This is a genomic window from Rhodococcoides fascians NBRC 12155 = LMG 3623 (genome assembly GCF_001894785.1).
GTDB classification, from domain to species: Bacteria; Actinomycetota; Actinomycetes; order Mycobacteriales; family Mycobacteriaceae; genus Rhodococcoides; species Rhodococcoides fascians.
The window spans coordinates 293,521-315,273 of record NZ_BCWW01000003.1 but is presented as its reverse complement, the minus strand read 5'-3'; the positions used below and the strand labels follow the sequence as shown (position 1 = coordinate 315,273).

At 63.6% G+C, this 21,753-nt stretch carries 20 protein-coding genes; 12 read left to right on the top strand and 8 right to left on the bottom strand.

From position 1 onward, the window contains the following. The first annotated feature begins 141 nt into the window (after nt 1-141). Both RFA01S_RS09295 and RFA01S_RS09290 read left to right on the top strand, forming a co-directional pair. Complete coding sequence (locus RFA01S_RS09295) at nt 142-1,029, top strand: DUF5996 family protein (RefSeq protein WP_032407212.1); 888 nt, start codon at nt 142-144, stop codon at nt 1,027-1,029. A gap of 122 nt (nt 1,030-1,151) precedes the next feature. Continuing rightward, nucleotides 1,152-2,504, top strand: a complete 1,353-nt coding sequence (locus RFA01S_RS09290) for an MFS transporter (RefSeq protein WP_027495755.1) — start codon at nt 1,152-1,154, stop codon at nt 2,502-2,504. 85 nt (nt 2,505-2,589) lie between these two features. Here RFA01S_RS09290 and RFA01S_RS09285 read toward each other — a convergent pair whose 3' ends face one another. From RFA01S_RS09285 to RFA01S_RS09270, 4 genes are all read right to left on the bottom strand, one after another. Then, complete coding sequence (locus RFA01S_RS09285; protein WP_027495754.1) at nt 2,590-4,032, bottom strand: fatty acid desaturase family protein; 1,443 nt, start codon at nt 4,030-4,032, stop codon at nt 2,590-2,592. A 24-nt stretch (nt 4,033-4,056) separates the two neighbouring features. After that, nucleotides 4,057-5,154 carry a ferredoxin reductase gene (locus RFA01S_RS09280; protein WP_052054647.1) on the bottom strand — a complete coding sequence of 366 codons (1,098 nt, stop codon included), beginning with the start codon at nt 5,152-5,154 and terminating at the stop codon, nt 4,057-4,059. A 99-nt stretch (nt 5,155-5,253) separates the two neighbouring features. After that, entirely contained in the window at nt 5,254-6,747 is a 1,494-nt protein-coding gene (locus tag RFA01S_RS09275; protein WP_052060683.1) for an FAD-dependent oxidoreductase, read from the bottom strand. Between the two features lie 53 nt (nt 6,748-6,800). Continuing rightward, the gene (locus RFA01S_RS09270; protein WP_027495752.1) at nt 6,801-7,706 is read right to left on the bottom strand and encodes an AurF N-oxygenase family protein; all 906 of its coding nucleotides are present in this window, start codon (nt 7,704-7,706) and stop codon (nt 6,801-6,803) included. Nucleotides 7,707-7,860: 154 nt separating this feature from the next. On the opposite strand from RFA01S_RS09270, the gene RFA01S_RS09265 reads away from it, so the two are divergent. The 8 genes from RFA01S_RS09265 (at nt 7,861) to RFA01S_RS09230 (ending at nt 16,073) form a co-directional block, all read left to right on the top strand. Beyond that, nucleotides 7,861-9,384: an adenylate/guanylate cyclase domain-containing protein gene (locus RFA01S_RS09265; RefSeq protein ID WP_052060684.1), complete on the top strand. Its 1,524-nt coding sequence runs from the start codon at nt 7,861-7,863 to the stop codon at nt 9,382-9,384. Nucleotides 9,385-9,499: 115 nt separating this feature from the next. After that, the gene (locus tag RFA01S_RS09260; RefSeq protein WP_032366799.1) at nt 9,500-10,165 is read left to right on the top strand and encodes an HAD-IA family hydrolase; all 666 of its coding nucleotides are present in this window, start codon (nt 9,500-9,502) and stop codon (nt 10,163-10,165) included. A 57-nt stretch (nt 10,166-10,222) separates the two neighbouring features. Continuing rightward, nucleotides 10,223-11,434, top strand: a complete 1,212-nt coding sequence (locus RFA01S_RS09255) for a sedoheptulose 7-phosphate cyclase (RefSeq protein ID WP_032374848.1) — start codon at nt 10,223-10,225, stop codon at nt 11,432-11,434. Further along, on the top strand, nt 11,431-12,240 hold the full coding sequence (locus RFA01S_RS09250; protein ID WP_230598303.1) for an O-methyltransferase: 810 nt from the start codon (nt 11,431-11,433) through the stop codon (nt 12,238-12,240). The genes RFA01S_RS09255 and RFA01S_RS09250 overlap by 4 nt, the downstream gene beginning before the upstream one ends. Continuing rightward, complete coding sequence (locus tag RFA01S_RS09245) at nt 12,237-13,523, top strand: ATP-grasp domain-containing protein (protein ID WP_032391891.1); 1,287 nt, start codon at nt 12,237-12,239, stop codon at nt 13,521-13,523. The genes RFA01S_RS09250 and RFA01S_RS09245 overlap by 4 nt, the downstream gene beginning before the upstream one ends. Continuing rightward, nucleotides 13,523-14,548, top strand: a complete 1,026-nt coding sequence (locus RFA01S_RS09240) for a D-alanine--D-alanine ligase family protein (protein WP_032366801.1) — start codon at nt 13,523-13,525, stop codon at nt 14,546-14,548. Before RFA01S_RS09245 ends, RFA01S_RS09240 begins: the two co-directional genes overlap by 1 nt. Then, a complete protein-coding gene (locus RFA01S_RS09235) occupies nt 14,545-15,297 on the top strand; it encodes a TauD/TfdA dioxygenase family protein (RefSeq protein WP_032407214.1) in 753 nt (250 codons plus the stop codon). The genes RFA01S_RS09240 and RFA01S_RS09235 overlap by 4 nt, the downstream gene beginning before the upstream one ends. Nucleotides 15,298-15,347: 50 nt before the next feature. Continuing rightward, nucleotides 15,348-16,073: a YoaK family protein gene (locus RFA01S_RS09230; RefSeq protein WP_045842079.1), complete on the top strand. Its 726-nt coding sequence runs from the start codon at nt 15,348-15,350 to the stop codon at nt 16,071-16,073. 15 nt (nt 16,074-16,088) lie between these two features. Here the strand turns inward: RFA01S_RS09230 and RFA01S_RS09225 are convergent, their stop codons facing one another. Further along, entirely contained in the window at nt 16,089-16,703 is a 615-nt protein-coding gene (locus tag RFA01S_RS09225) for a TetR/AcrR family transcriptional regulator (RefSeq protein WP_051365040.1), read from the bottom strand. Nucleotides 16,704-16,783: 80 nt separating this feature from the next. On the opposite strand from RFA01S_RS09225, the gene RFA01S_RS09220 reads away from it, so the two are divergent. After that, the gene (locus RFA01S_RS09220; protein ID WP_238325102.1) at nt 16,784-17,716 is read left to right on the top strand and encodes a DAPG hydrolase family protein; all 933 of its coding nucleotides are present in this window, start codon (nt 16,784-16,786) and stop codon (nt 17,714-17,716) included. Between the two features lie 18 nt (nt 17,717-17,734). Here RFA01S_RS09220 and RFA01S_RS09215 read toward each other — a convergent pair whose 3' ends face one another. The 3 genes from RFA01S_RS09215 to RFA01S_RS09205 are packed head-to-tail and all read right to left on the bottom strand — an operon-like array spanning nt 17,735 to nt 20,048. Continuing rightward, nucleotides 17,735-18,310 carry a hypothetical protein gene (locus RFA01S_RS09215; protein ID WP_045842080.1) on the bottom strand — a complete coding sequence of 192 codons (576 nt, stop codon included), beginning with the start codon at nt 18,308-18,310 and terminating at the stop codon, nt 17,735-17,737. A 40-nt stretch (nt 18,311-18,350) separates the two neighbouring features. Further along, on the bottom strand, nt 18,351-18,692 hold the full coding sequence (locus tag RFA01S_RS09210) for a GNAT family N-acetyltransferase (RefSeq protein ID WP_032407215.1): 342 nt from the start codon (nt 18,690-18,692) through the stop codon (nt 18,351-18,353). A 54-nt stretch (nt 18,693-18,746) separates the two neighbouring features. Next, the gene (locus tag RFA01S_RS09205; RefSeq protein WP_032407413.1) at nt 18,747-20,048 is read right to left on the bottom strand and encodes a glycoside hydrolase family 16 protein; all 1,302 of its coding nucleotides are present in this window, start codon (nt 20,046-20,048) and stop codon (nt 18,747-18,749) included. Between the two features lie 454 nt (nt 20,049-20,502). On the opposite strand from RFA01S_RS09205, the gene RFA01S_RS09200 reads away from it, so the two are divergent. Then, nucleotides 20,503-21,744 (top strand): ATP-grasp domain-containing protein, encoded by a 1,242-nt coding sequence (locus tag RFA01S_RS09200; RefSeq protein WP_032407216.1) that lies wholly within the window; start codon nt 20,503-20,505, stop codon nt 21,742-21,744. Nucleotides 21,745-21,753 lie beyond the last annotated feature (9 nt).

Sequence of the window (21,753 nt, the reverse complement as noted above, 5' to 3'; positions counted from 1 at the left end):
GACACCTCCCCGTTCACGAGCTGCGGACGTACCGCAACTGCCGACGACCGTACCGACGAATCCTGAGGCGCGCCTGAGGTGCTGCCCCGGCGTCTCGGCACAGGTATGGTCTGGTTCCCCTCGTCCGTGCATCATCGACATATGACGAATTCGTACGACGCGTGGCCCGAACTTCGAGTCGACAGCTGGGCGGACACGCGCGACACGGTGCAACTGTGGACCCAGATAGTCGGCAAGACCCGAATGGCGTTGTCTCCCCCGCTCAACCACTGGTGGGGAGTTGCGCTGTACGTCGACGCCTCGGGCCTGACGACGTCGCTGATGCCACTCGGCGATCGAGGCCTCGAGATTCGCTTCGACTTTCTCGCACACCAGTTGATTCTCGCCACCACCGATGGCGAGCGCCGAACCATGAAGCTCGAGCCTCGAACCGTTGCCGACTTCTACGCCGAGTACACCGATCTGCTCTCCGGGCTCGGCGTGGAGGCTCCGATCGTGGCAGTGCCGGTCGAACTGCCACACGCGACACCGTTCGCCGAGGACGTCGAGCACGCGTCGTACGACGCCGATGCCGTCCAGAAGTTCTGGCGAGCGCTCGTCAGCGCTGATCGGGTGTTCTCGGAGTTTCGAGCCGGCTTCCGCGGCAAATCCAGCCCGGTCCACTTCTTCTGGGGCGCTTTCGATCTCGCTGTCACACGATTCTCCGGAAGGCCTGCACCACAACATCCCGGTGGTGTTCCGAACTGTCCCGACTGGGTGATGCACGAGGCATACAGCGACGAGGTGTCGAGCGCCGGGTTCTGGCCGGGCGGGGCCGCGGAGGGCGCGTTCTACGCGTACGCCTACCCGAACCCCGACGGCTACGACAGTCATCCGGCCGTCACCGCCCCCGCGTACTTCGATCGTGATCTCGGCGAGTACGTACTTCCGTACGAGTCCGTCCGCACCGCCGAGGACCCCGACGCACTTCTGCTCGCCTTTCTCGAGAACACCTATCGCGCTGCCGTCGAGACCGCCCACTGGGACTAGCTCGGGTGGGGGCGGTCATCGTTCCCCCCATTCGGGGGTATCCCACGGGTGACCTCGCTCACTACCGTTCGTCGCATTCGGTATCGCACATATACCCGATACCCGACAAAAACGGAGGAACCATGACCGCTGTCTCGCCCGAGGATCCGGGCGTCGCCACTCCGACCCCACCGGCGGTGCAGACGAAGACGAGCGTTCGCCGAGTAGCGGTTGCCAGTGGCATCGGCACCACGATCGAGTTCTACGACTTCTTCATCTACGGCACTGCCGCCGCACTCGTCTTCCCCACGATTTTCTTCCCGGCGCTCGGATCGACCGCGGGCACCGTGGCGTCGTTCGCGACGTTCGCCGTCGCGTTCATCGCCAGGCCCGTCGGTGCGGTGCTGTTCGGCCACTTCGGCGACCGCATCGGTCGTAAGAAGACCCTGATCTCGACCCTGCTGTTGATGGGCGTGTCCACCTTCGCGATCGGTCTACTGCCCGGCGCAGCCACCATCGGAGTCGCAGCCCCGATCATTCTGGTACTGCTCAGATTCGGGCAGGGATTTGCCGTCGGCGGAGAGTGGGCGGGTGCCACGCTGCTCACTGCCGAGTACGCACCGGCCGGCAAGCGTGGGTTTTATGCGATGTTCCCGCAGCTGGGACCCTCGGCCGCGTTCATCTTCTCCAGTGCGACCTTCCTCGCCACCGGCCTGCTGTTCGGCGATACCAACGAGACCTTCCTCAACTACGGGTGGCGAATCCCGTTCCTGCTCAGCGCTGTTCTGGTCCTCATCGGCCTCTACATGCGGTTGGCCATCGAAGAGACCCCGGTCTTTCGAGCCAACAAGCTCGCCGAGGAGCACGCTCCGGCGAACTCGGCACCGACCAAACTGCCGATCTTCGATGCATGGCGCATCCAGAAGCGCGAAATCATCACTGCGGCAGGCGCATTGGCGTCCCTCTTCGCCTTCTTCTACATGGGCACCGCATACCTGACGAGCTACGGCACCAAAACCCTCGGGTTCGACCGCCCGTTCGTGTTGGTCACCGGGATAGGCGCTGCGGTGATCTTCGGTATCGCCATCGCCACCTCGGCAACCTATTCCGATCGCGTCGGCCGACGCCGGGTCATCATGGCGGCGTGCATCGTCGCGGTGCCGTGGTCGATAGCACTGTTCCCCTTGCTGGACTCGGGCTCACCGGTCGCGTTCGTGATCGGCATGTGCGTGACGCTCGCAATCTTCGGTGTTGCGTACGGGCCGACCGGAGCTCTGCTTCCGGAGCTCTTCCAGACCCGATTCCGTTACACCGGAGCCGGTTTGGGCTACAACCTCGCCGGCGTTCTCGGTGGCGCGATTCCGCCGATGCTTGCCGCACCGCTCACGGCCGCGTTCGGCAGTATCTCGATCGGCGTGATGCTGGCTCTGCTGTCGGTGCTGAGTCTGGTCTGCACCAAGAGACTGATCGAGACCAAGGATGTCGACATGGCGTAAGGGCCCACAACCGACACACACAAAGAACCGCGGCCACCCGGAAGTCGGGTGGCCGCGGTTCTTGTCAGCTGTCCTGGAACGAGACTCAGTCGTCGCCACGGGGCGGCGGCTGAACGTCGACGCCACCGGAGTTGTGCTCCGGTCCCGCCGCGGGATGCTCGGCCGGTACGCGACCGCGAGTCTTGGCGGCCTCACTGTCCTTGGTGGCACCCTCGGCGAACTTACGACGCCAGCTCTCCTCGGGACGGTAGGGGCCCGGCTTCGGCCGAACCTTGCCGCCCGGGAACGCCAGCCTTGCGATGGTCCGCTGGACCATGCCCCATTGCTGGAAGAACGGTCCGGTGTTGTAGGGCAACTCGTAGCGCTCGCAAATGTCCTTGATCTTCGGCGCGACGTCCGAGTACCGCGTGCTGGGCATATCCGGGTACAGGTGGTGTTCCACCTGGTAGCTCAGGTTGCCGCTCATCAGGTGGAACAGAGGTCCGCCGTCGATGTTCGCGGCTCCGACCAACTGACGGACGTACCATCCGCCGCGGGTCTCGTTCTCGACCTCTTCCTGGCTGAAGGTGTAGGCCTGGTCCGGGAAGTGACCGCAGAAGATGATCGCGTTCGACCAGACATTGCGAATGATGTTGGCGGTGAAGTTGGCGGCCACCGTCGAGAGGAACGTGCTCTCGACACCACTGACCCGACTGTCCAACAGGGCGGCCGTCCGGCGGTTCTTGCCGAAACGCGCGGATCCCCGCAGCTTGGACGCGAGGCGAGACCTCTTGCTCTCGGGTAGACGACCACCCGAGGCGAGCTGCGCCAGCGCGAATGCCCCGGCACTGATCAGCGGCCAGCCCACGTAGTCCTTGACGAACTGCTTCCGTGCCTTGACGCCGATGCCCTTGAGGTCCTCGACGAGCTCCTTGACGGGCTTCTCTCCGCGACGGATAGCCTCGATGTCGAGATCGTGCAGGGCGACGCCCCACTCGAAGAACGCCATCAGCAGCACGTTGTAGAACGGCTGGGCCAGGTAGACGGGGCTCCACTTCTGACGTGGATCGATACGCATGATCTCGTAGCCGAGATCCTTGTCCTTGCCGCGAATGTTCGTATACGTGTGGTGCACGTAGTTGTGGGAGTGCTTCCACGAGTTGGCGGTGGACGCGGTGTCCCAGTCCCACACCGAGGAGTGGATTTCCGGATCGTTCATCCAGTCCCACTGGCCGTGCATGACGTTGTGGCCGATCTCCATGTTCTCGAGGATCTTCGCGATGCCGAGGCATGCGGTGCCGGCCAGCCACGCCGGCTTGCTGGTGGAGCCGAGCAACAGCACGCGGCCGGCAACCAGCAGCTGACGCTGGGCTGCGATCACCGAGGTGATGTACTTGCGGTCCTTGTCACCGAGGCTGGAGTACACCTCGTCGTGAATGGCGTCGAACTCCTTGGCGAGTTCGGCGATCGTCTCGTCACTCAGGTGCGCCAGCGGGTTCACCGGCTCATCGGTGTCGGTGACGCGCCTGGTGGTTTCGTCGATAGACATACATTCCCCTGTTCGAATGGAAGATCAGAGTTCGATTTCGATGTCGCCCTCAGCAGTGTTGACACAGATCCGAACCGCTTGCCCCGTAGGTTCGGAGATATCCCCGTTACGTAGGTCACGTAAACGCCCCTTCCTCAGGGTACCTACGCACGTATGGCAGATGCCGATTCGGCAGCCGTACGTCAAATCCAGGCCGGCTTCCTCGCCCGCGGCGAGAATCGTTGTGCCGCCGTCGCACTCGACGTCCTTCTCGCTGTTGACGAAGCGCACGGTTCCGCCCTCACCAGCATCGTCTCCACCGCCGATGACGGGCTGGAAACTCTCGTAATGGAAGCGTTCCGACTCGCCCTGGTCTTTCCAGTACGAGCGCAGATCGTCGAGATGCTCGCCCGGACCGGAGCAGAATGCTTCTCGCTCACGCCAATCCGGGACCAGTTCGTCCAGTTCCGACGCCTTCATTCGACCTTCGTCACTGGTGATGCGTAGCTTCACCGTCAGCCCGTCGTGCTTGGCTTCCAGTTCCTCGAGCGTGTCCGCGAACATCAACTGTTCACGGTTGTGTACCGAGTGCACCACGACCACGTCACGGACCTGGTCGTGATGATCCAGGGATCGCAACATGCTGATGATCGGCGTGATGCCACTGCCGGCGCTGATGAACACCATCTTGTCCGGAACCGGACTCGGAATCGTGAACTCACCCTCGACCTCGCTGAGCCGGACGATGTCGCCGGTTCTGATGGTGCCCACCAGATACGGCGACACGGTCCCCGACGGCACCAGCTTGGGACTGACGCTGACCAACCCGTCCTCCGGGTCCGGATCGGACGTCAGGGAGTACGCCCGCCAGTGATAGCGGCCGTCGATCAACACCCCGAGCCGTACGTACTGGCCCGGCGTGTGGCCCTGCCACTCGAAACCGGGACGGATGTACACCGACACGGCCTCGGACCCCTCGGGAACCACACGTTCGACCTTGCCGCGGAGCTCACGAGTGGTCCACAGCGGATTGATCATCGACAGGTAGTCGTCGGGCCGGAGCGGATTGAACAACGACCGGACTGCGCGCAGCATCGTCCGTCTCACAAAAGAAACCTGGGGCTTGGCCCCCCGTTCAGCCATACTCAACGGTAACCCCGGGCGGCCTGCCGCGCGCCGGAATTGCTCAGACTCGAATGAGACTGCTACACAACATGAACAGAATTGGGAAATACCGACCGGTCAGCGTGCTCGCGACACTCGGTCTCCCAAGGCGGCACTGACCTTGCCGTACCAGCCCAGCGGCCGGGTACCGCGAGTGGGTACATCCGCCAACAACGCCTCGGCTGTTTCCTCGGCATCGATCTTGTTGTCACCGATGCCACCGGTCGCGCCGCGCTTGGCCCACCCCACCACGTAACACCCGGGCACCGGAGTGCCGTCGGCTGCGGTGACGCGGCCGCCCTCGTTACGGATGGTGCCGGTGATGTCGTCGAACGGGACGCCCGGCGACGGTGTTCCGCGATAACCGATCGCGAGCAGCACCAGCTCCGTCGGGAGAGTGACCGCGTGTTCACCCACTCCCACCTCGATGGACTCCACCGAGCCCTGCCCATGCACAGCAGAAGGTGCCCGCCCGAAGGCGAACACGACGCGACGCCCGTGCGCGCCGGATCCGAGATCGACTCGGGCCGCGCCGGCCAGCGCCGATGCGGGAGCGGACAACGGCAGCCGGTCGATCGCGTCGAAAATTCCGTCCGGTCCCGCCACGACGACGTCGACTCCGGCGCGATCGACGAGCGCCTTGCACTCCGATCGTGTGAATGCCGCGAACTCCGGTCCTCGTCGAGCCAGGACGACCACCTCTCGCACGCGATTGCGACGGAGCTCTGCCAACGCGTGTGGGGCGATCTCGGTTCCGTTCAGAGAATCGGGATCGGCCGTGAGAATGCGCGCGGCGTCGAGGGCGACGTTGCCGTTGCCGATGATGGTGACGCGGTCGACGCCCGTGAGATCGATGGCGTCGGCGGGGACGTCGGGATGCCCGGTGTACCAGCCGACCAGGGTGCGCGCGCTGACCGAATTGTCGAGATCGACACCGGGAATCTCGAGCGCTCGGTCCTTGTCGGCACCGACGGCATAGACGACGGAGTCGAACTTTCGAGCCAACTCGACGTGATCGACGTCCTTGCCCACCTCGATGCCGAGCTTCATCGTCACGCGTGGGTGCGCGAAGATTCCACGAAAGTGCTCGCTGATGCGTCGAGTGCCGAGGTGGTCCGGTGCCACGCCGTAGCGCGCCAGACCGCCTGCGGTCGGCAGCCGGTCGTAGAACGTGATCGTGGTTCCCGGCACGCGCAGCAGGGCTTGCGCGGTGTAGCAGGCCGCCGGACCGGTGCCCACGATGGCGATGCTGACCGGAGGCAGCTCGTTGACCGTCGCCACCGGAAAGCGCGGCTCACCCCACTCCGCAACCGCCGGCTTGTCGCGGTAGTAATCCGCATTGATCTCGGCGTAGATCTGCTGGTCCGGAGTCAAACGGGACACCCGGGTGATCGCGTCGACCGGGCACGCATCCGCACACGCACCGCAGTCGATGCACGATCGTGGATCGATGTAGAGCAGCTCGGTCTTACCGAAATCCGGCTCGTCGGGGGTCGGATGAATGCAGTTGACCGGGCACACCGACAGGCAGGATGCGTCGTTGCAACAGTTCTGCGTGATCGCGAACGGCATGGGTTATCGGATGTCCTTCACGGCCTCGAACAGTGTTTTCTCGAACAGTGTGGTCAGAGCATGTGCAGACGACGGTAGATCATCTCCGCCGGCTTGGTGATCAAACCGCAGTCGAGAAGAAATGCCATCAGATGCTCGCTCGAGGTGCGCATCATCGTGTGGTGGTGGGCGTTGTTCTTCGCTTCCTTCACCGCACGGTCGACGTCGAGGCCCGCTGCTGCGTAGACCTCCTTGTTGACCATGTTGGACACGATCAGTCGAGCGGCGATCGCGACGACGAGCGCACTGGCCTTGCGGCGAGCCGGACTCTTGCCTTCGATGTCCTCACGCATCTGCGCGCGCGCGAAGGTCATGTGTCGCGATTCCTCGACGACGTGGATCTTGCTGGTGGTGCGCACGAGGGGCAGTACGTTCTCGCCGCGCATCCAGTCGCGCTGCATGACGTCGAGAACTTCTTCGGCGACGAGGATGCCGCCGTAGGCGACCTCGGCGGAGGCCAGGGCCTTGAATCCGCGGCCGAGTTCGATGCTCGACCGGCGCGGCAGGTACGCCTTGATGCCCATCTTCTGGCAGGCCCGAGCGAACATGATCGAGTGACGGCACTCGTCGGCGATCTCGGTGAGCGCGAACTGGAAATCCGAGTTGGACGAGTCCTTGCAGTACTGATCGCGCAACACCATCTGCTGCAGGATCATCTCGAACCAGATGCCGGTGCTCATGATCGAGCAGACCTCGTGGCGAGTGAGCGTGATGCGCTGTTCTTCGCTCATCTCGTCCCACAACTTCGTGCCGTAGAGCGTGCTCCACTCCGGATTGAGACCGTAGAGGGACGGATCGAGATCGGCCTCCCAGTCGACCTCTTCGGCCGGGTCGTACGACAGCTGGGCGGCGGAATCGAGCAAACGTGCGGAAACATCCTCGGGCTCGAGGACATCGTTCCTGGAGAGTGTGCTGGTCATCGCCGTCGTTCCTTTCATCGTCGAACAGGAGTGGTTAGCTGTTACGGAGATTACCAGGTACTTGTCGACACAGATAGTCACTCGGGCAGAATCGCCCGAATTCTTTTCGTCGGGGCACCTAGAGTTCGAGCGTGCAGAGAACGAAGAAGCGCCAGTGATCGCAGCACTGAGGTCCGCCCTCGCCCGCACCCCGATGCGCCTCTACGCGGCGGGAATGGTGTCGGCCAACGCCATCGGGGCGGTCATCGTCTTCGTGTTGGCGCGGTTCATCCTGCCGCTGCCGGTCGGATCCGAAGAGATCCTGTCCGACCGAAATTACCTGGCGTTCTTCGTCTACCTACCGGTCGCGATCGGTATAGGGATCGCGCTCGGACTTCGCGTCGCGAGACCGCTCGTCGAGTGGTTGCACACCGGCGGCACGCCGTCGGACGAGACCACGATCGCCGTGATCCGGCTACCCCTCCGGCAACTCGGCGTGCACGTTCTGTTGTGGGCCCTCGGTGTGGCGGTGTTCGTCGGCGTCAACGCCTCGGCCGGGGCTGCACTGTCGATCATCGTGGCCATCGCCGTCAGTTTCGGCGGACTGGCGACGTGCTCGCTGGGCTACCTGGTAGCCGAACGCACCCTGCGGCCGATCACCGCGGCTGTGATGGAGGTCAGCGAGGTCACCGACGCCGCGGCACTCGGCGTGAAACTGCGCGTCGTCCTGATCTGGGTACTGAGCACGGCCATTCCCATCCTGGGGCTGGGGCTGATCGGACTCGGCCGACTGATCGATACCGTCATACCCCCGGACGTCGACCTGTCCCCCGCGATGGTCTCGCTCTCTGCCATCGCCCTCGTCGTCGGCTTCGGCGGCATGTTCCTCGTCGGTCGCTCGGTGTCCGATCCGCTGCAGCAGGTGAGCTCTGCCATGCAGCGAGTGGAGGCCGGTGCCACCGATACCCGCGTCGACGTCTACGACGCGTCCGAGATCGGCAGGCTGCAGAACGGGTTCAACAAGATGGTCGTCGGTCTCGACGAGCGGGAGCGACTCCGTTCGCTGTTCGGCCGGCACGTGGGCCACGACGTCGCCCAGCGCGCGTTGGCCAGCGCGCCCCGTCTCGGCGGCGAAAACCGGACCGTCGCCGTCCTGTTCATCGACCTGGTCGGCTCGACCGCACTGGCCGAGCGCGAATCCGCCGCGACGGTCGTGGACCTGCTCAATCGATTCTTCGCAGTGGTCGTCGAACACGGCGAGCGCAACGGCGGCTTCGTCAACAAGTTCGAGGGCGATGCCGCCCTGCTGATCTTCGGCGCTCCGGTCGATCATCCCGACCCGGCCACCGCGGCGCTGCGCACTGCACGCACCCTCGCCGCCGCGCTTCGAGCCGACGGCGGATTCGAGATCGGCATCGGCGTCACGTACGGGCCGGTGATCGCCGGCAACATCGGGGCCGAGTCCCGTTTCGAGTACACCGTCATCGGCGACACGGTGAATCAGGCTGCGCGGCTCACCGATCTCGCAAAAGACGACCCCGACACCGACGTGCTCACATCGTCGACGGTGCTCGAACACGCAACCTCGGACGAGCGGCAACTGTGGGAATCGGGTCGGTCCGTGACCCTTCGCGGGCGATCCGCACCGACGGTTCTGGCGGCTCCGATACTGCGCGGCCAACAGGCGAGCACACGGTAGAAAATTCGAAGGTTTCCCTTTCGGTGCCGATGGGGCATACCCCCCGAACCAACCCACCCATCGCGCTGGCGCGAGACATTTGCTGGTACAACGTCTCTCGCTCCGAAAGGCACCCATGCCCGCAATTCTGTTCGGCTCCATCAGCACTCTCGTCGACACCTCCGAGCTACAGCGACGCTCGTTCAACGAGGCCTTCGCCGCCCACGATCTGAACTGGAACTGGTCGCAGGACGACTATCGGTCCATGCTCGGATCGAACGGTGGTGCCGACCGCATCAGCGAATACGCGTCGAGCACCGGAACCGAGGTGGACGCGGCCGCAGTGCACGCCACCAAGTCCGAGATCTTCCAGCGATTGATCGGCGAATCCGACGTCAAGACGCGACCGGGCGTGGCCGACACGATCGACTCCGCGAAAGCGAACGGGTTGAAGGTCGGCTTCGTGACCACGACCTCGCGAGAGAACATCGACGCACTGCTCGCTGCCCTGTCTCCCGAGCTCACTGCCGATTCGTTCGACATCATCGTCGACGCCTCGTCGGTCGACGCTGGCAAGCCCGACCCCGCGTCGTACGAATTCGCCTTGAAGACGTTGGGCGAGAACGCGTCCGACAGTGTGGCGATCGAGGACAACGCCGGTGGAGTGCAGGCGGCAGCGGCAGCGGGCGTCACCTGTGTCGCGTTCCCGAACGAGAACACTGCCGGTACCGATTTCGGCTCGGCCACCGACACCGTCGATGCACTCGATCCCGAGCGCGTCCGCGCCCTGATTTCAGCCTGAGCGGAGCCTGCGGAGTGAGCATTTTGCCCGATCCTTCATCCATCTCAGGAGCAACAAGTGAGTAATCTTCAGGCCCAGGTCGTCGCCGGCGACAGATCGTTTCGTGTCGAGGGATACGAGCGGATCGAATACGACTTGATCTACGTCGACGGAGTGTTCGCGATCGAGAACACCGAATTGGCCGACAGCTACCGTCCGTACGGGCGCGCCCTGATGGTTGTCGACGAATCGGTGCACGCCATCTACGGCGACCGGATCGGTGCATACTTCGATCACCACGGTATCGCCCTGACAGTGGTGCCGGTCCACATTGCGGAGACCGCGAAATCACTGGAGACGTTCGAGCGCATCGTCGGCGAGTTCGACGCGTTCGGTCTCGTGCGAACCGAGCCGGTCCTCGTGGTGGGTGGTGGATTGACCACGGACGTAGCCGGTTTCGCGTGCGCGAGTTACCGCCGAAACACTCCCTACATCCGCATTCCCACCACGTTGATCGGCCTGATCGATGCGAGCGTCTCGATCAAGGTGGCCGTCAACTACGGCAAGCACAAGAATCGTTTGGGGGCCTACCACGCCTCACAGAAGGTGCTGTTGGACTTCTCCTTCCTCGGCACATTGCCCGAGGATCAGGTCCGCAACGGGATGGCGGAGCTCATCAAGATCTCCGTGGTCGGCAACCTCGAGATCTTCGAGTTGCTCGAGCAGTACGGCCCGGAACTGCTACGCACCCGGTTCGGCCACCTCGACGGAACTCCTGAGTTGCGTTCGGTCGCAGACCGTTTGACGTACTCGGCAATCGCGACGATGCTCGAGCTCGAGGCACCCAACCTGCACGAGATCGACCTCGACCGAGTCATTGCATTCGGGCACACGTGGAGTCCCACGCTCGAGCTCACGCCGCCCGCGCCGTTCTTTCACGGCCACGCGATCAACATCGACATGGCCCTGTCGACGACGGTCGCCGAACAACGCGGCCACCTGTCGACGGCTGATAGAGACCGCGTGCTCGGAGTCATGAGCAGCATCGGACTGGCATTGGACAGCCCGTACCTGACACCCGAGTTGCTGACCGAGGCAACAGCATCCATCCTCAAGACTCGGGACGGGATTCTGCGTGCCGCGGTGCCCGACCCGATCGGCACCTGCCGCTTCCTCAACGACCTGGAACCTCGCGAACTGGCCGACGTCCTGTCGTTGCACAAGAAGATCTGTCTGGACTTCCCACGGGCGGGCGAGGGTCTCGACATGTTCACCGCACCCACGCCGTGACCGATGCAGCCATGACGCCGCGTCCGGTCACCCCGACGACGATCCTGGCGCGCGAGCTCAGCGAGATAGCCTCGCTACTCGACGCCGACGCCGGGGTGACCGACGAGTTGACCACCCGTGTTCATCGGGCCCGCGATCTCGCCGCGGGACTCGACCCGTATCTCGACACCTGCACCACCTCGGAATCTGCGGCACTGGCCACGTTGGCGTCGCGGACCCGCTCTGCGGATTGGGGATCACGCAACGTGGTCTCCGGTTCCGGGCCCCTGGAGATGGAAATGCTCTCCGGCCATGTGGAGGGACGCTTCCTGGCGTTTCTCGTGCACATGACGCGGGCGACTCGGGTGCTCGAGATCGGTATGTTCACCGGTTACTCGGCGTTGGCGATGGCCGAGGCGCTGCCCGCGGGCGGCGAGGTCGTCGCCTGCGAGGTGGATCCGTACGTGGCCGAGTTCGCGCAGTCCTGCTTCGCGGAATCGACTGCAGGATCTGCCATCTCGGTGCAGGTAGGGCCTGCGCTCGACACTCTTCACGGGCTCGACGGGAAGTTCGATCTGGTGTTCGTCGACGCCGACAAGAGCGGATACCGCGGGTACGTGGAGTACCTGCTCGAGAGCGATCTGCTCTCCGACGGTGCCGTGATCGCCGTCGACAACACCCTGTTGCAGGGTCAGCCCTACGCTCCGCAGCCGAACGAGAACGGCCGGGCCATCGCCGAGTTCAACGACTATGTCGCGAACGACCCTCGCGTGGAACAGGTTCTGATTCCGTTGCGCGACGGTGTCACACTGATCCGGCGCACATGATCCGCACCGTTGCGGCGCTGATCGGCCTCACGGTCACCCTCCCCGTCGACCTCGCGGCGGTGGGGGTGGCGGCGCTGCGAGGTACCCGGCCCGTCGCCCATCGAACCGATTCGCCCAGAACGATTCTGATCAGTGGCGGCAAGATGACCAAAGCCTTGCAACTCGCACGGTCCTTCCATCTCGCCGGCCATCGGGTGATCCTCGTGGAATCGGCGAAGTACCGCTGGACCGGACATCGTTTCTCCCGCGCTGTCGACCGTTTCCATTGCATTCCCGACCCGGGTGATTCGGGATATGCGCAGGCTCTGCTGGACATCGTGCGCCGCGAGGGCGTCGACGTCTTCGTGCCCGTGGCAAGCCCGGCCGCGAGTATTCACGACGCCGACGCGCGTGCACTCCTCGATGCGCACTGCGAGGTGATCCACGGCGACGCGGATACCGTACGGATGGTCGACGACAAGTCCCGATTCTCCGAGCACGCGGCGTCATTGGGACTCCGTGTTCCCGACTTCAGGCGCATCACCGACCCCGCCCAGATCGACGAGTTCGAGTTCGAGCCGGGTCGTGAGTACATCCTCAAGCGGATCTCGTACAACCCGGTCGGCCGAATGGATCTGACACGGCTGACCGCGCACACGCCGGAACGCAACTCCGCGTTCGCCCGGAGCCTGCACATTACCGAAAACGACCCGTGGATCCTGCAGGAATTCATCGCCGGACAGGAGTACTGCACGCACGGCACGGTGCGCGAGGGTCGCCTGCAGGTGTACGGCTGCTGCGTGTCGTCCGCCTTCCAGGTGAACTACGAGATGGTGGACAAGCCCGAAATCCTGCGCTGGGTAGAGACATTCGTCTCCTCGCTCGACACCACCGGGCAGCTTTCGTTCGACTTCATCGAGTCCGCCGCCGACGGACGGATCTACGCCATCGAATGCAACCCGCGCACCCACTCGGCTATCACGATGTTCTACGACCACCCCGACCTGGCTGCCGCGTACCTCGACGACGGGCATGCCGAGATCGTGCCGCGTGCGACGGCCCGGCCGACGTACTGGATCTACCACGAGCTGTGGCGTCTGATCACCGAGGGTGATCGAGTATCTCGGCTCCGCACCATCTTTCGAGGCAAGGACGCCATCCTCACCGGTTGGGATCCCCTGCCGTATCTGTTGGTACATCATCTTCAGATTCCGTCGTTGCTGATCCGGAACCTCCGCGAGCGGCGTGGCTGGTCCCGAATCGATTTCAACATCGGCAAACTCGTGGAAAACGGAGGCGACTGATGACGTTGTCGGTCGTGGTGCTCGTCGGGTCCTCGGTGGACCGCTTTCACAGTGATCTCTCTCGGGTCTACGCCGGCGGCTTCCTGGGTGCCCTCGGTAACGACCCCGCGTACGGTTTCGAGATCGCGTTCGTCTCTCCCGGCGGCCTCTGGAGTTTCCCCACCGATCTCGAGGATTCGAGTATCGCTGCGGCGCAGCAGATGCCGTTGGCACAGGCGGTGGAGCACATCGCGGTGCGAGACTTCGACGTCATGGTTCCGCAGATGTTCTGCATGCCGGGTATGACGACGTACCGCAGCCTGTTCGATCTACTGGGCGTGCCCTACCCCGGCAACGGTCCGGACCTGATGGCGTTGACGGCGAACAAGGCCCGCGCCCGCGCAGTCGTCGCGGCGGCCGGCGTGCGTGTTCCCGACGGCGTGGTCGTCCGATCCGCCGACGACGTGATGGACCTCGCCCTGCCGGTCGTGGTCAAGCCCGTGGATTCCGACAACTCGATGGGTGTCTCGCTGGTCCACGAGTCCGACGGGCTGGCACCCGCGATTCGAGAGGCTCTGACGTATTCGCCTGCGGCACTGGTGGAGACGTACGTTCCACTGGGTCGTGAAGTTCGGTGCGGGATCATCGTCCGAGATGGCGAACTCGCGTGCTTGCCCCTCGAGGAGTACGCCGTGGACTCCGTCCGCAGTAGTGCGGACAAGCTGAATCGCACATCCGACGGCGATCTCTACCTGGTCGCGAAAGAGCAGACCAGAGCCTGGACGGTCGACGTCTCGGATCCGATCACCGAAAAAGTCTGGGCAGCAGCACGATCGAGTCACATCGCACTGGGATGTCGGCACTACGGCCTGTTCGACTTCCGCATCGACCCGGACGGCGAGCCGTGGTTTCTCGAAGCCAGCCTCTACTGCTCCTATTCGCCGTCCAGCGTGTTGGCGGTGATGGCCGCGGCCGCGGGCATCACCGTCGAAGAATTGTTCGCATTCGCGCTCGAAGAACTGCCGGTGAAGGAGTCGTCGTCATGACGTTGGGAATCGAGATGGCCGATCTGAACTTGGAATCGGTTTCAATAGAGCAACTTCGAGAGCTCCTCGCCGAACACGGGGTGTTGATCCTGCCGAACCAGCCCGTCGACGATCAGCGCTTCCTGGCGTTCCTGCGCCGGTTCGGAGAGTTGATGTTCACCGAAGGCGAGACGCCTGTTCCCGACTGTCCGGATCTGAACGTCATCAGCAACGTCGGCCGCTCCACGCCGCCGAAGTCCACGTTCCACGGCGACACTACCTACATTCCGAATCCACCCGCCTACACCGCGTTACGCGCGGTCGAAGTTCCCGCGGCCGGAGGCAGTACGTTGTTCAGCGACCAATACGCCGCATACGAGACGCTTCCAGCGGAAATGAAGGAGCATTTGGCCGGGCGCACGGTGACGCACAGAGTGACCGGCGTGGCGTCGGATTCCGATTCTTCCGCCGACCATCCCCTCTTCGCCGTTCACCCGATATCCGGACGCACCGCACTGTCGCTGTCCGCGCCCGCTCGCTGTGTCGCGATCAGCGGACTGACCGAAGACGAAGCACGAGACACCGTTCGCTACCTCGTGGAGCATTCCACGAGGGAGGACAACCTGCTGCGGCACAACTGGTCCCCCGACGACATGGTGATGTGGGACAACAGGTGTGTGATGCACTGCGCCGATCACAGCGGGGTGGTCGGCAACCGGGTGATGCACCGCGGGATGGTGGCGAGCACCTACCCGACTGCCTCCGTGTGACCGATGACTCAAAGATTTGCCGCCGCGGCGAACGCCCGGAGAATCGAGTCATGACTTCCCCCTTGGCGATCAGCCGCGAAACAGCCGTCGGCGCCGAAGCTCGTCTGTCCTGGATCCTGTCCGGACTGGCAGGCATGGTGGGTGCGGTCGCGTTCCTGCATTCCGCCGGCTACTTCGTGACCTTCATGACCGGCAACACCGAACGAGCCGTCGTCGGACACTTCGGCCATCCGGAGGGCAAGGAGGTGGCACCTGGAGCATCACCCTGGGCCGCACTGGCCCTCATGGCGGCGTTTCTCGGCGGCGTGATCGTCTCGTCGATCTGTCGGCGCCGCTATTGGTCCAACCACCCCCATGGAGCGACGGTGTTGACCACCGTTGCGCTGGGAGCTGCGGGTCTGATCGACATCGCTGTCTCCGGGTGGTCGTCGGCAAACGTGAACTTCTACCCGATCCTCCTCGTCGCCTTCGCGCTGGGCGCGTTGAACACCGCGTTCACGAAGAAGGAGGAGACGTACATCCCGCTCAGTTACGTCACCGGAACGGTGGTCAAGCTCGGCCAGGGAATCGAGCGTCACCTCTTCGGCGGCGGAACACACTACGACTGGCTCTGCTACGCAACGCTTCTGGGCTCCTTCGCGGCGGGAGGTGCTGTCGGTGCGTTCATCGGCGTCGTGATCACCGGGCCGCAGGTGCTACTGCTCACTGCGCTCATCAGCTTCGGTGCAACGATCTTCACGTTCACCCACACCGAACGGAACTCGTTGCTCGGCTGATCGGTGGCTGATCGGCTAATCGGTGACCATCGGGGATGCGCCGACGATCGTGCGCAGCATTCGGTCGACGACGGGACGTGGCAGCCGCGATCCGATCAGCACCTGCCTCCCCACGAGACCCTCGATCATGACCACGAGCATCTCCGCATCCCCCTGGGGGTCTTCGGATTCCAACGACGCGACTATCCACTGGGTGTACGCGACGAACGCGGCCCGCTGGGAGTCGAACAGATCGCGGATTTCCCGATCGTGTTGCGCTTCACCGAGCAGGATGCTGCGCGCGATCACTCTTTTCGTCGCTTCTCCGGTGGTCATCGCCTCGATGAAGTCGATGATGCGGTTCACGACGATGTCCACGGTGAGTGGTTTGACATCGACCAGACCACCGAAGGTCGCGCCGGCAGTGTCGTAGTCGCGGGCGAACAACAGCTCGAGCGCCAGGTGCAACAGTCGTCCGCGAGTGGGCGCGTGGTAGTTGACCGACCCGGGGCTCAATCCTGCTGCAGCGTCGACCGCCCGGTGCGTCAAGCCGCGAAAACCTTGCGTTGCCAACACTTCGATTGCTGCCGCGGCGATTTCGTCGCGCCGACGCACTCTCGACTCGTCGTCCTTGGGACGGGCAGGACTCATACCACGGAGTCTAGTGCCCCACCATTGACAGTTGCCGAAGTCACGTCATAGTCTCAACCGATGTTGAGGAACCCCGCCCGATGAGCCGCGGCCCGTCGCGACGACAAATGATGGTGGGTGCCGCCGCGGCTGCAGCCACGGCTGTGTTCGGCCCCGCGGCACGAGCGGTCGCAACTCCCGGCACCGGTTCGAGTGAAGACTGCGGCGAGCGGTACCAGGGCTACCGCGACATCGACCGAGGACGGCCCTATGCCCATTTCTTCGCCGCACGGACGACACCGGCACCGGCCGTCGTGACCGACGCAGTCGGCGGGCCGCCGATAGCGCCGGAGTGGGTCCCGCACTTCGATTCCATCACAACCGATCTCGCGCCCACGGGATATTCGGCGATCGAAACCGGCTACGGACGACGCGCCGACGGCATGACGTTCGTGGCGGTGCGCACCGCGATGCCCCGGGTCACGGCAGCGATGTGGGACTGGTGGTTCGGTTGGCATTCCGCCGAGGCGGCCCGCTACAAACTGTGGCACCCCGATGCCCACCTCCACGCCGCACTCGCCGAGGACCGGACGGCCCACGCGATTCCGGACAAGGCGAAGTACATCGGCAACACATCGTTCGTCGACGAGTACGTCGGCCCGAGGCTTCAGCAGCTGGGTATCGGCTTCCGTGACCCTGTTGCACACGGTTTCGACGTTCCCGCAGACCAGACGGTCGTCTTCGGCCGAGTGGGAAGTTCCATCGCACCGGTGGATCTGGGCTGGCTCGCCCATCAGGTTCGGCCGGTACAGGGCGGTGCCGAGATGCGCAGCCGCTTCTATCTGAACCTACGAGGATTGCACGTTCCCGATCCGAAGCAGGCCGTGTGCGCAGTTCGCCGGGGTACGTCCGTGGATCCGAGCGACCTCGTTCTCGGACTCGACCTCGCCCGAGATCTGCTGCTGCACTGCGGACAGGAGATGAACCACCTCGCAGGGTTTCTGCCGGAGCTGCACGCAGAGTTCGGCGGTTGATCCGTCCACGAGGGGCAGCTAGTGACCCAAGAAGACTTTCGCCAGCACGATGAGCGCCGCGACGACGGCAGTGGCAAGCCCGATCACCAGGGCCCGAAACGTCGGACGGTTCCCGCGAACTCGTTCCGTGACAATCGGTATGGTGGCGATTCGTACGACGATCACCGCACCGGCCAGCAGTTCGGCCCATTGTGCCGGAAGCACCGACAGCCACCCGAGCGCCAGCATCGCCGCCGGAAACGTCCCGGAGCTCAGAATGGGGACGGCATCCCGGAATTCCTCGATGGCCTCGAACGTGCGCTGTTCGTCCGTCGCATCACCGTGCGCCTCCGGTATCTGGCTCCCGGCGACGAAATCGGCGAACACATGCGCGAGAAAAGTCGTTGCCGCAGTGGCCGCTACGAGAACAGCCGCCGTCCCGTGCCCGATGGAACTCGGCGTGGAGGCGGCAACCGCGGCGAGGACCAGGATGTTGCCGTAGATGTACGCCGAGAGCCTCCTGGCCGCCCGAACGGGCGTCAAGGGGCCGTCGGACCGGGTGACCAACCGACGGTAGAGATGGGTGCCACCGGGGCGGTGTCCGGGATCGGTCATGGTGCAGATCGTCGCACGTCGCCGGCGATCGGTCGACGAATCATCCCTGCTGGTCGGCCAGCCACTGCCGAATGTCGTCCGTGACGGGCTCGACCATGTCGTCGTACTCGTGATGTTCGCCGACGAACGCGGCCACCAACGGACAGATCGGGACGGCGTGCTTGTCCTCGGAACGCGTCGCGTCGAGCGCGTGTCGAACGACGATCGTGGCCAGACCACGTCCGCCGTAGGCCGCATCCACTTCGGTGTGGAAGAAGACGCGCCTGCCCTGCTCGTCGTCGGCGAACTCGGTGAAGCCGACCTGCGTGCCCTCGACCGAAATCGTGAACCTGTCCGCCTTCTGGGCGATCTCGACCTCGGCACCGGTTTTGTCGACCGTCATCGACGCTCCCCTTCTCTCGATGGCACGCCCCAGTCGGTTGGGTACGCGGTCGGGTCAGCCTACCCAGCTGTACACCGAAACCCAGTCCAGCAACAGATGCCCGTTGCTGTTTCCGGTGCCGTTGGTCTCGGTCTGCAGTTCCCAGCGCATCGGACCCGAGGGAACCCACTTGGTGCTGTCCAGAACCACGGTGTTGTCGAGGATGTAGCGCACGCGGCCCGGGGACCACTCGATGGTGTACGTGTGCCAATCGGTGAAGTTCGCACCGATGTTCTGGGCGACGTCCTGGCAGCCGCCGACGCACGAACCGGCACCCGAGTAGTGATGGAAGCCGCCGACCTGCCCCGCGAGACTTCCTTCGGGAAAGTCCATTTCGCCGTCCGCAGGCCATCTTTCGGACTGCGGCCACAGCAGCCATGCAACGTAGTACTCGGCTAGAGTTGCCGAATCGACCTTGAATCGCGCTGTGTATCTTCCGTATGTCTGGTTCTGCCCGGCCGCGTTGATCACCGGTGAGACGCTGGCACCGGCCGGGACACCGTCGACATTGTGCAATCCGTAATCGAGCAGGCCGTCGTGCGTGGACAGCACGGCGTCCGCTCGGTACGGGCGCTTCTGATAGGTGTCCTTGTAGCACTTGGGGTACGTGCGCCACTGCTGATTCTGCGCACCGACGTAGACGATCTTGGTGGGATCGCAGTCGTTGGCCCAACTGCCGACGGCGGAAGGCTTCGCGAAGTCGTCGACGAAGATCTGCTTCCAACCGGGTAGGTCGCCCACCGGAGCGGCTACCCCGCTGGGCGTGGTGGACGGAGTGGTCGGTGGCGTCGCGGGCGGTGTGGTCGTTGTGGGCGGTGTCGTCGGAAACGGCGTGGTCGCGGTGATCCACTTCTGAGCAGCAGACCCGTTGCATTTCGCCAACACCGGTCGGTTTCCGTTGACCTCACGCGAATTCTGAATGCACAGGCCGGTCTTCTGCAGCAACGAGATCGAGCCGTCCCCACGGATCGACCATTGCTGCGCGGGCTTGCCGTTGCACGCCCACGTCGTCAACGCGACGCCGGCCGCCGCGTAGCCCGATGCCGGCGACAAGCATCGGCCCTGCACTCGAATCGTGGCGTCCTCGGTACCGGTCCACGTCTGCGCGCCGGTACCGTTGCAATCCCAGATCTGGACGGGATTGTTCTGTCCGGTGAGACCACCCTTGTTGTCCAGGCAGAACCCTGCGGGCGTCTTGATCTGTCCCGAGGTGGCGGCCGCGGCCTGTGGCGCGTGAACTACGAAAGCCGAAAGTAATACGGTGGTTCCGAGCGTCACCAAGGAACGCTTCAGAACAGCACGGCCCGAAACAGTCATGGTTTCATCCTTCGAGAGACCGAACATCGCATTGGATACACGGCGGATAAATACAATTGATTGCCGGCATCTCGAATCATAGGGATGATTCAGACATTGCGCAGTGAATTCGCATTCACCTTGAAACGCCTGTTCAGAGGCATAATTGAAAGAAATACGACCGGTACGAATTAGAGATTAAATATTAAACTAGTTGCTCCGGATCGAAAATCTATTCACGCGAATCGAATTGTCGAGCATATCGTGCATCTGGACTTTTTAGGACGTCGTATCGATCATTTCGCTGGCAAACGAGCGCATCGCCGGCCCCGTGCAGGATCCGGCCCGACAGTTCGAGGGACGGTGCACATCGCGTCCCGGCTTCCCGAGCACCGGGTCCGGAAAGCGGCACCGAACACCCTCTGTACGGTGGAGCGAAGGACCTCGACCGCGCATCACAAGGGAAAGGAACTTCATGGATCGGCCACAGAGGCTGGAGAAAGACCCGAACGAAGGCTTCGTAGCGCTGCTGGGCTGGAGTTTGGCCGCAGTGGAAGCCCTGGACGCGTTCGATCGACGCTACGTCGTCGTCGCGCCCGAGTGGGCCGAGGCGTACTGCACCGAGCATGACATTCCGTACCTACCGTGGAACTTCGAGCGACTCAACGACAGGTCGCTCGAGATCGCGGAGACTCTCCGAGACAAAGGCGTCGATGTAGCGATACCGCTGTACGAGGAGACAGTCGAGTGGGCCGGTGCCATCAATTCCGTGCTGCTGGGCAATCCGAGGTTGTTCGGCCAGGCGATGCTGCTCCGAGACAAGGCACTGATGAAGCGCCGCGCACAGCTCGGTGGCATTCGTGTCGGCATCTTCGAGGAAGCACACGATCGTGAGGACGTCATCCGCTTTCTGCGTCGGGTGAACCAGACGCTGCTCAAACTCGACGGTGACCCGAACGACCCCATCCACCTCAAGGCCTTCGACAAGGCAGGATGCCTGGGCCACCGCGTCATTCGAACCCCCGACGAAGTCGACTCCATCCCGGACGAGGAGTTCCCCGTACTGATGGAGTCGCATCTCGACGGCTGGGAGTTCGCCGTCGAGGCGTGGATCCACAACGGAAAGATCAAGTTCCTCAACATCTCCGAGTACGTCACGCTCGGGTATTCGGTGTTCGTCCCCGCCACGCCGGAGCTCGAGAAGTACCGCGAGCAGATCACGGTCCAGATCGAGAAGCTCATCAAGGCGTTCGACATCGAGTTCGGGTTCATCCATCCGGAGTACTTCGTCACCAGCGACGGAGAGATGTACTTCGGCGAGGTTGCCTACCGCCCACCAGGTTTCAAGGTGTTCGAGCTCCTCGAGCGGGCGTACGGCTTCAACGCTTACCAGGGCCTGGCTCTCGCCTTCGACCCGAAGACCACCGAAGAAGAGATCGACGCCTTCTTCCCGCGCGAGGTGGTCGATGCCACCGGTCACGCGGGATGCTTCGGTGTGTACCCACGGCGACGCGTCGTCAGCGATCTCGTCATCCCCGACGTGACCGCCGACGACGACTACTACGAGACCAACGACCTGTCGGCACCGGTCGAGGAAACCGTCACCAAGAGAACGGCTTTCGGTACCCACTGGGGCTTGCTGTACTTCTTCGGCGATGATCCGTACCGGATGCGCGACCTGCTCAAGCAACAGGAAGAACTGGACTTCTACGTGTGAAGCAGCAAC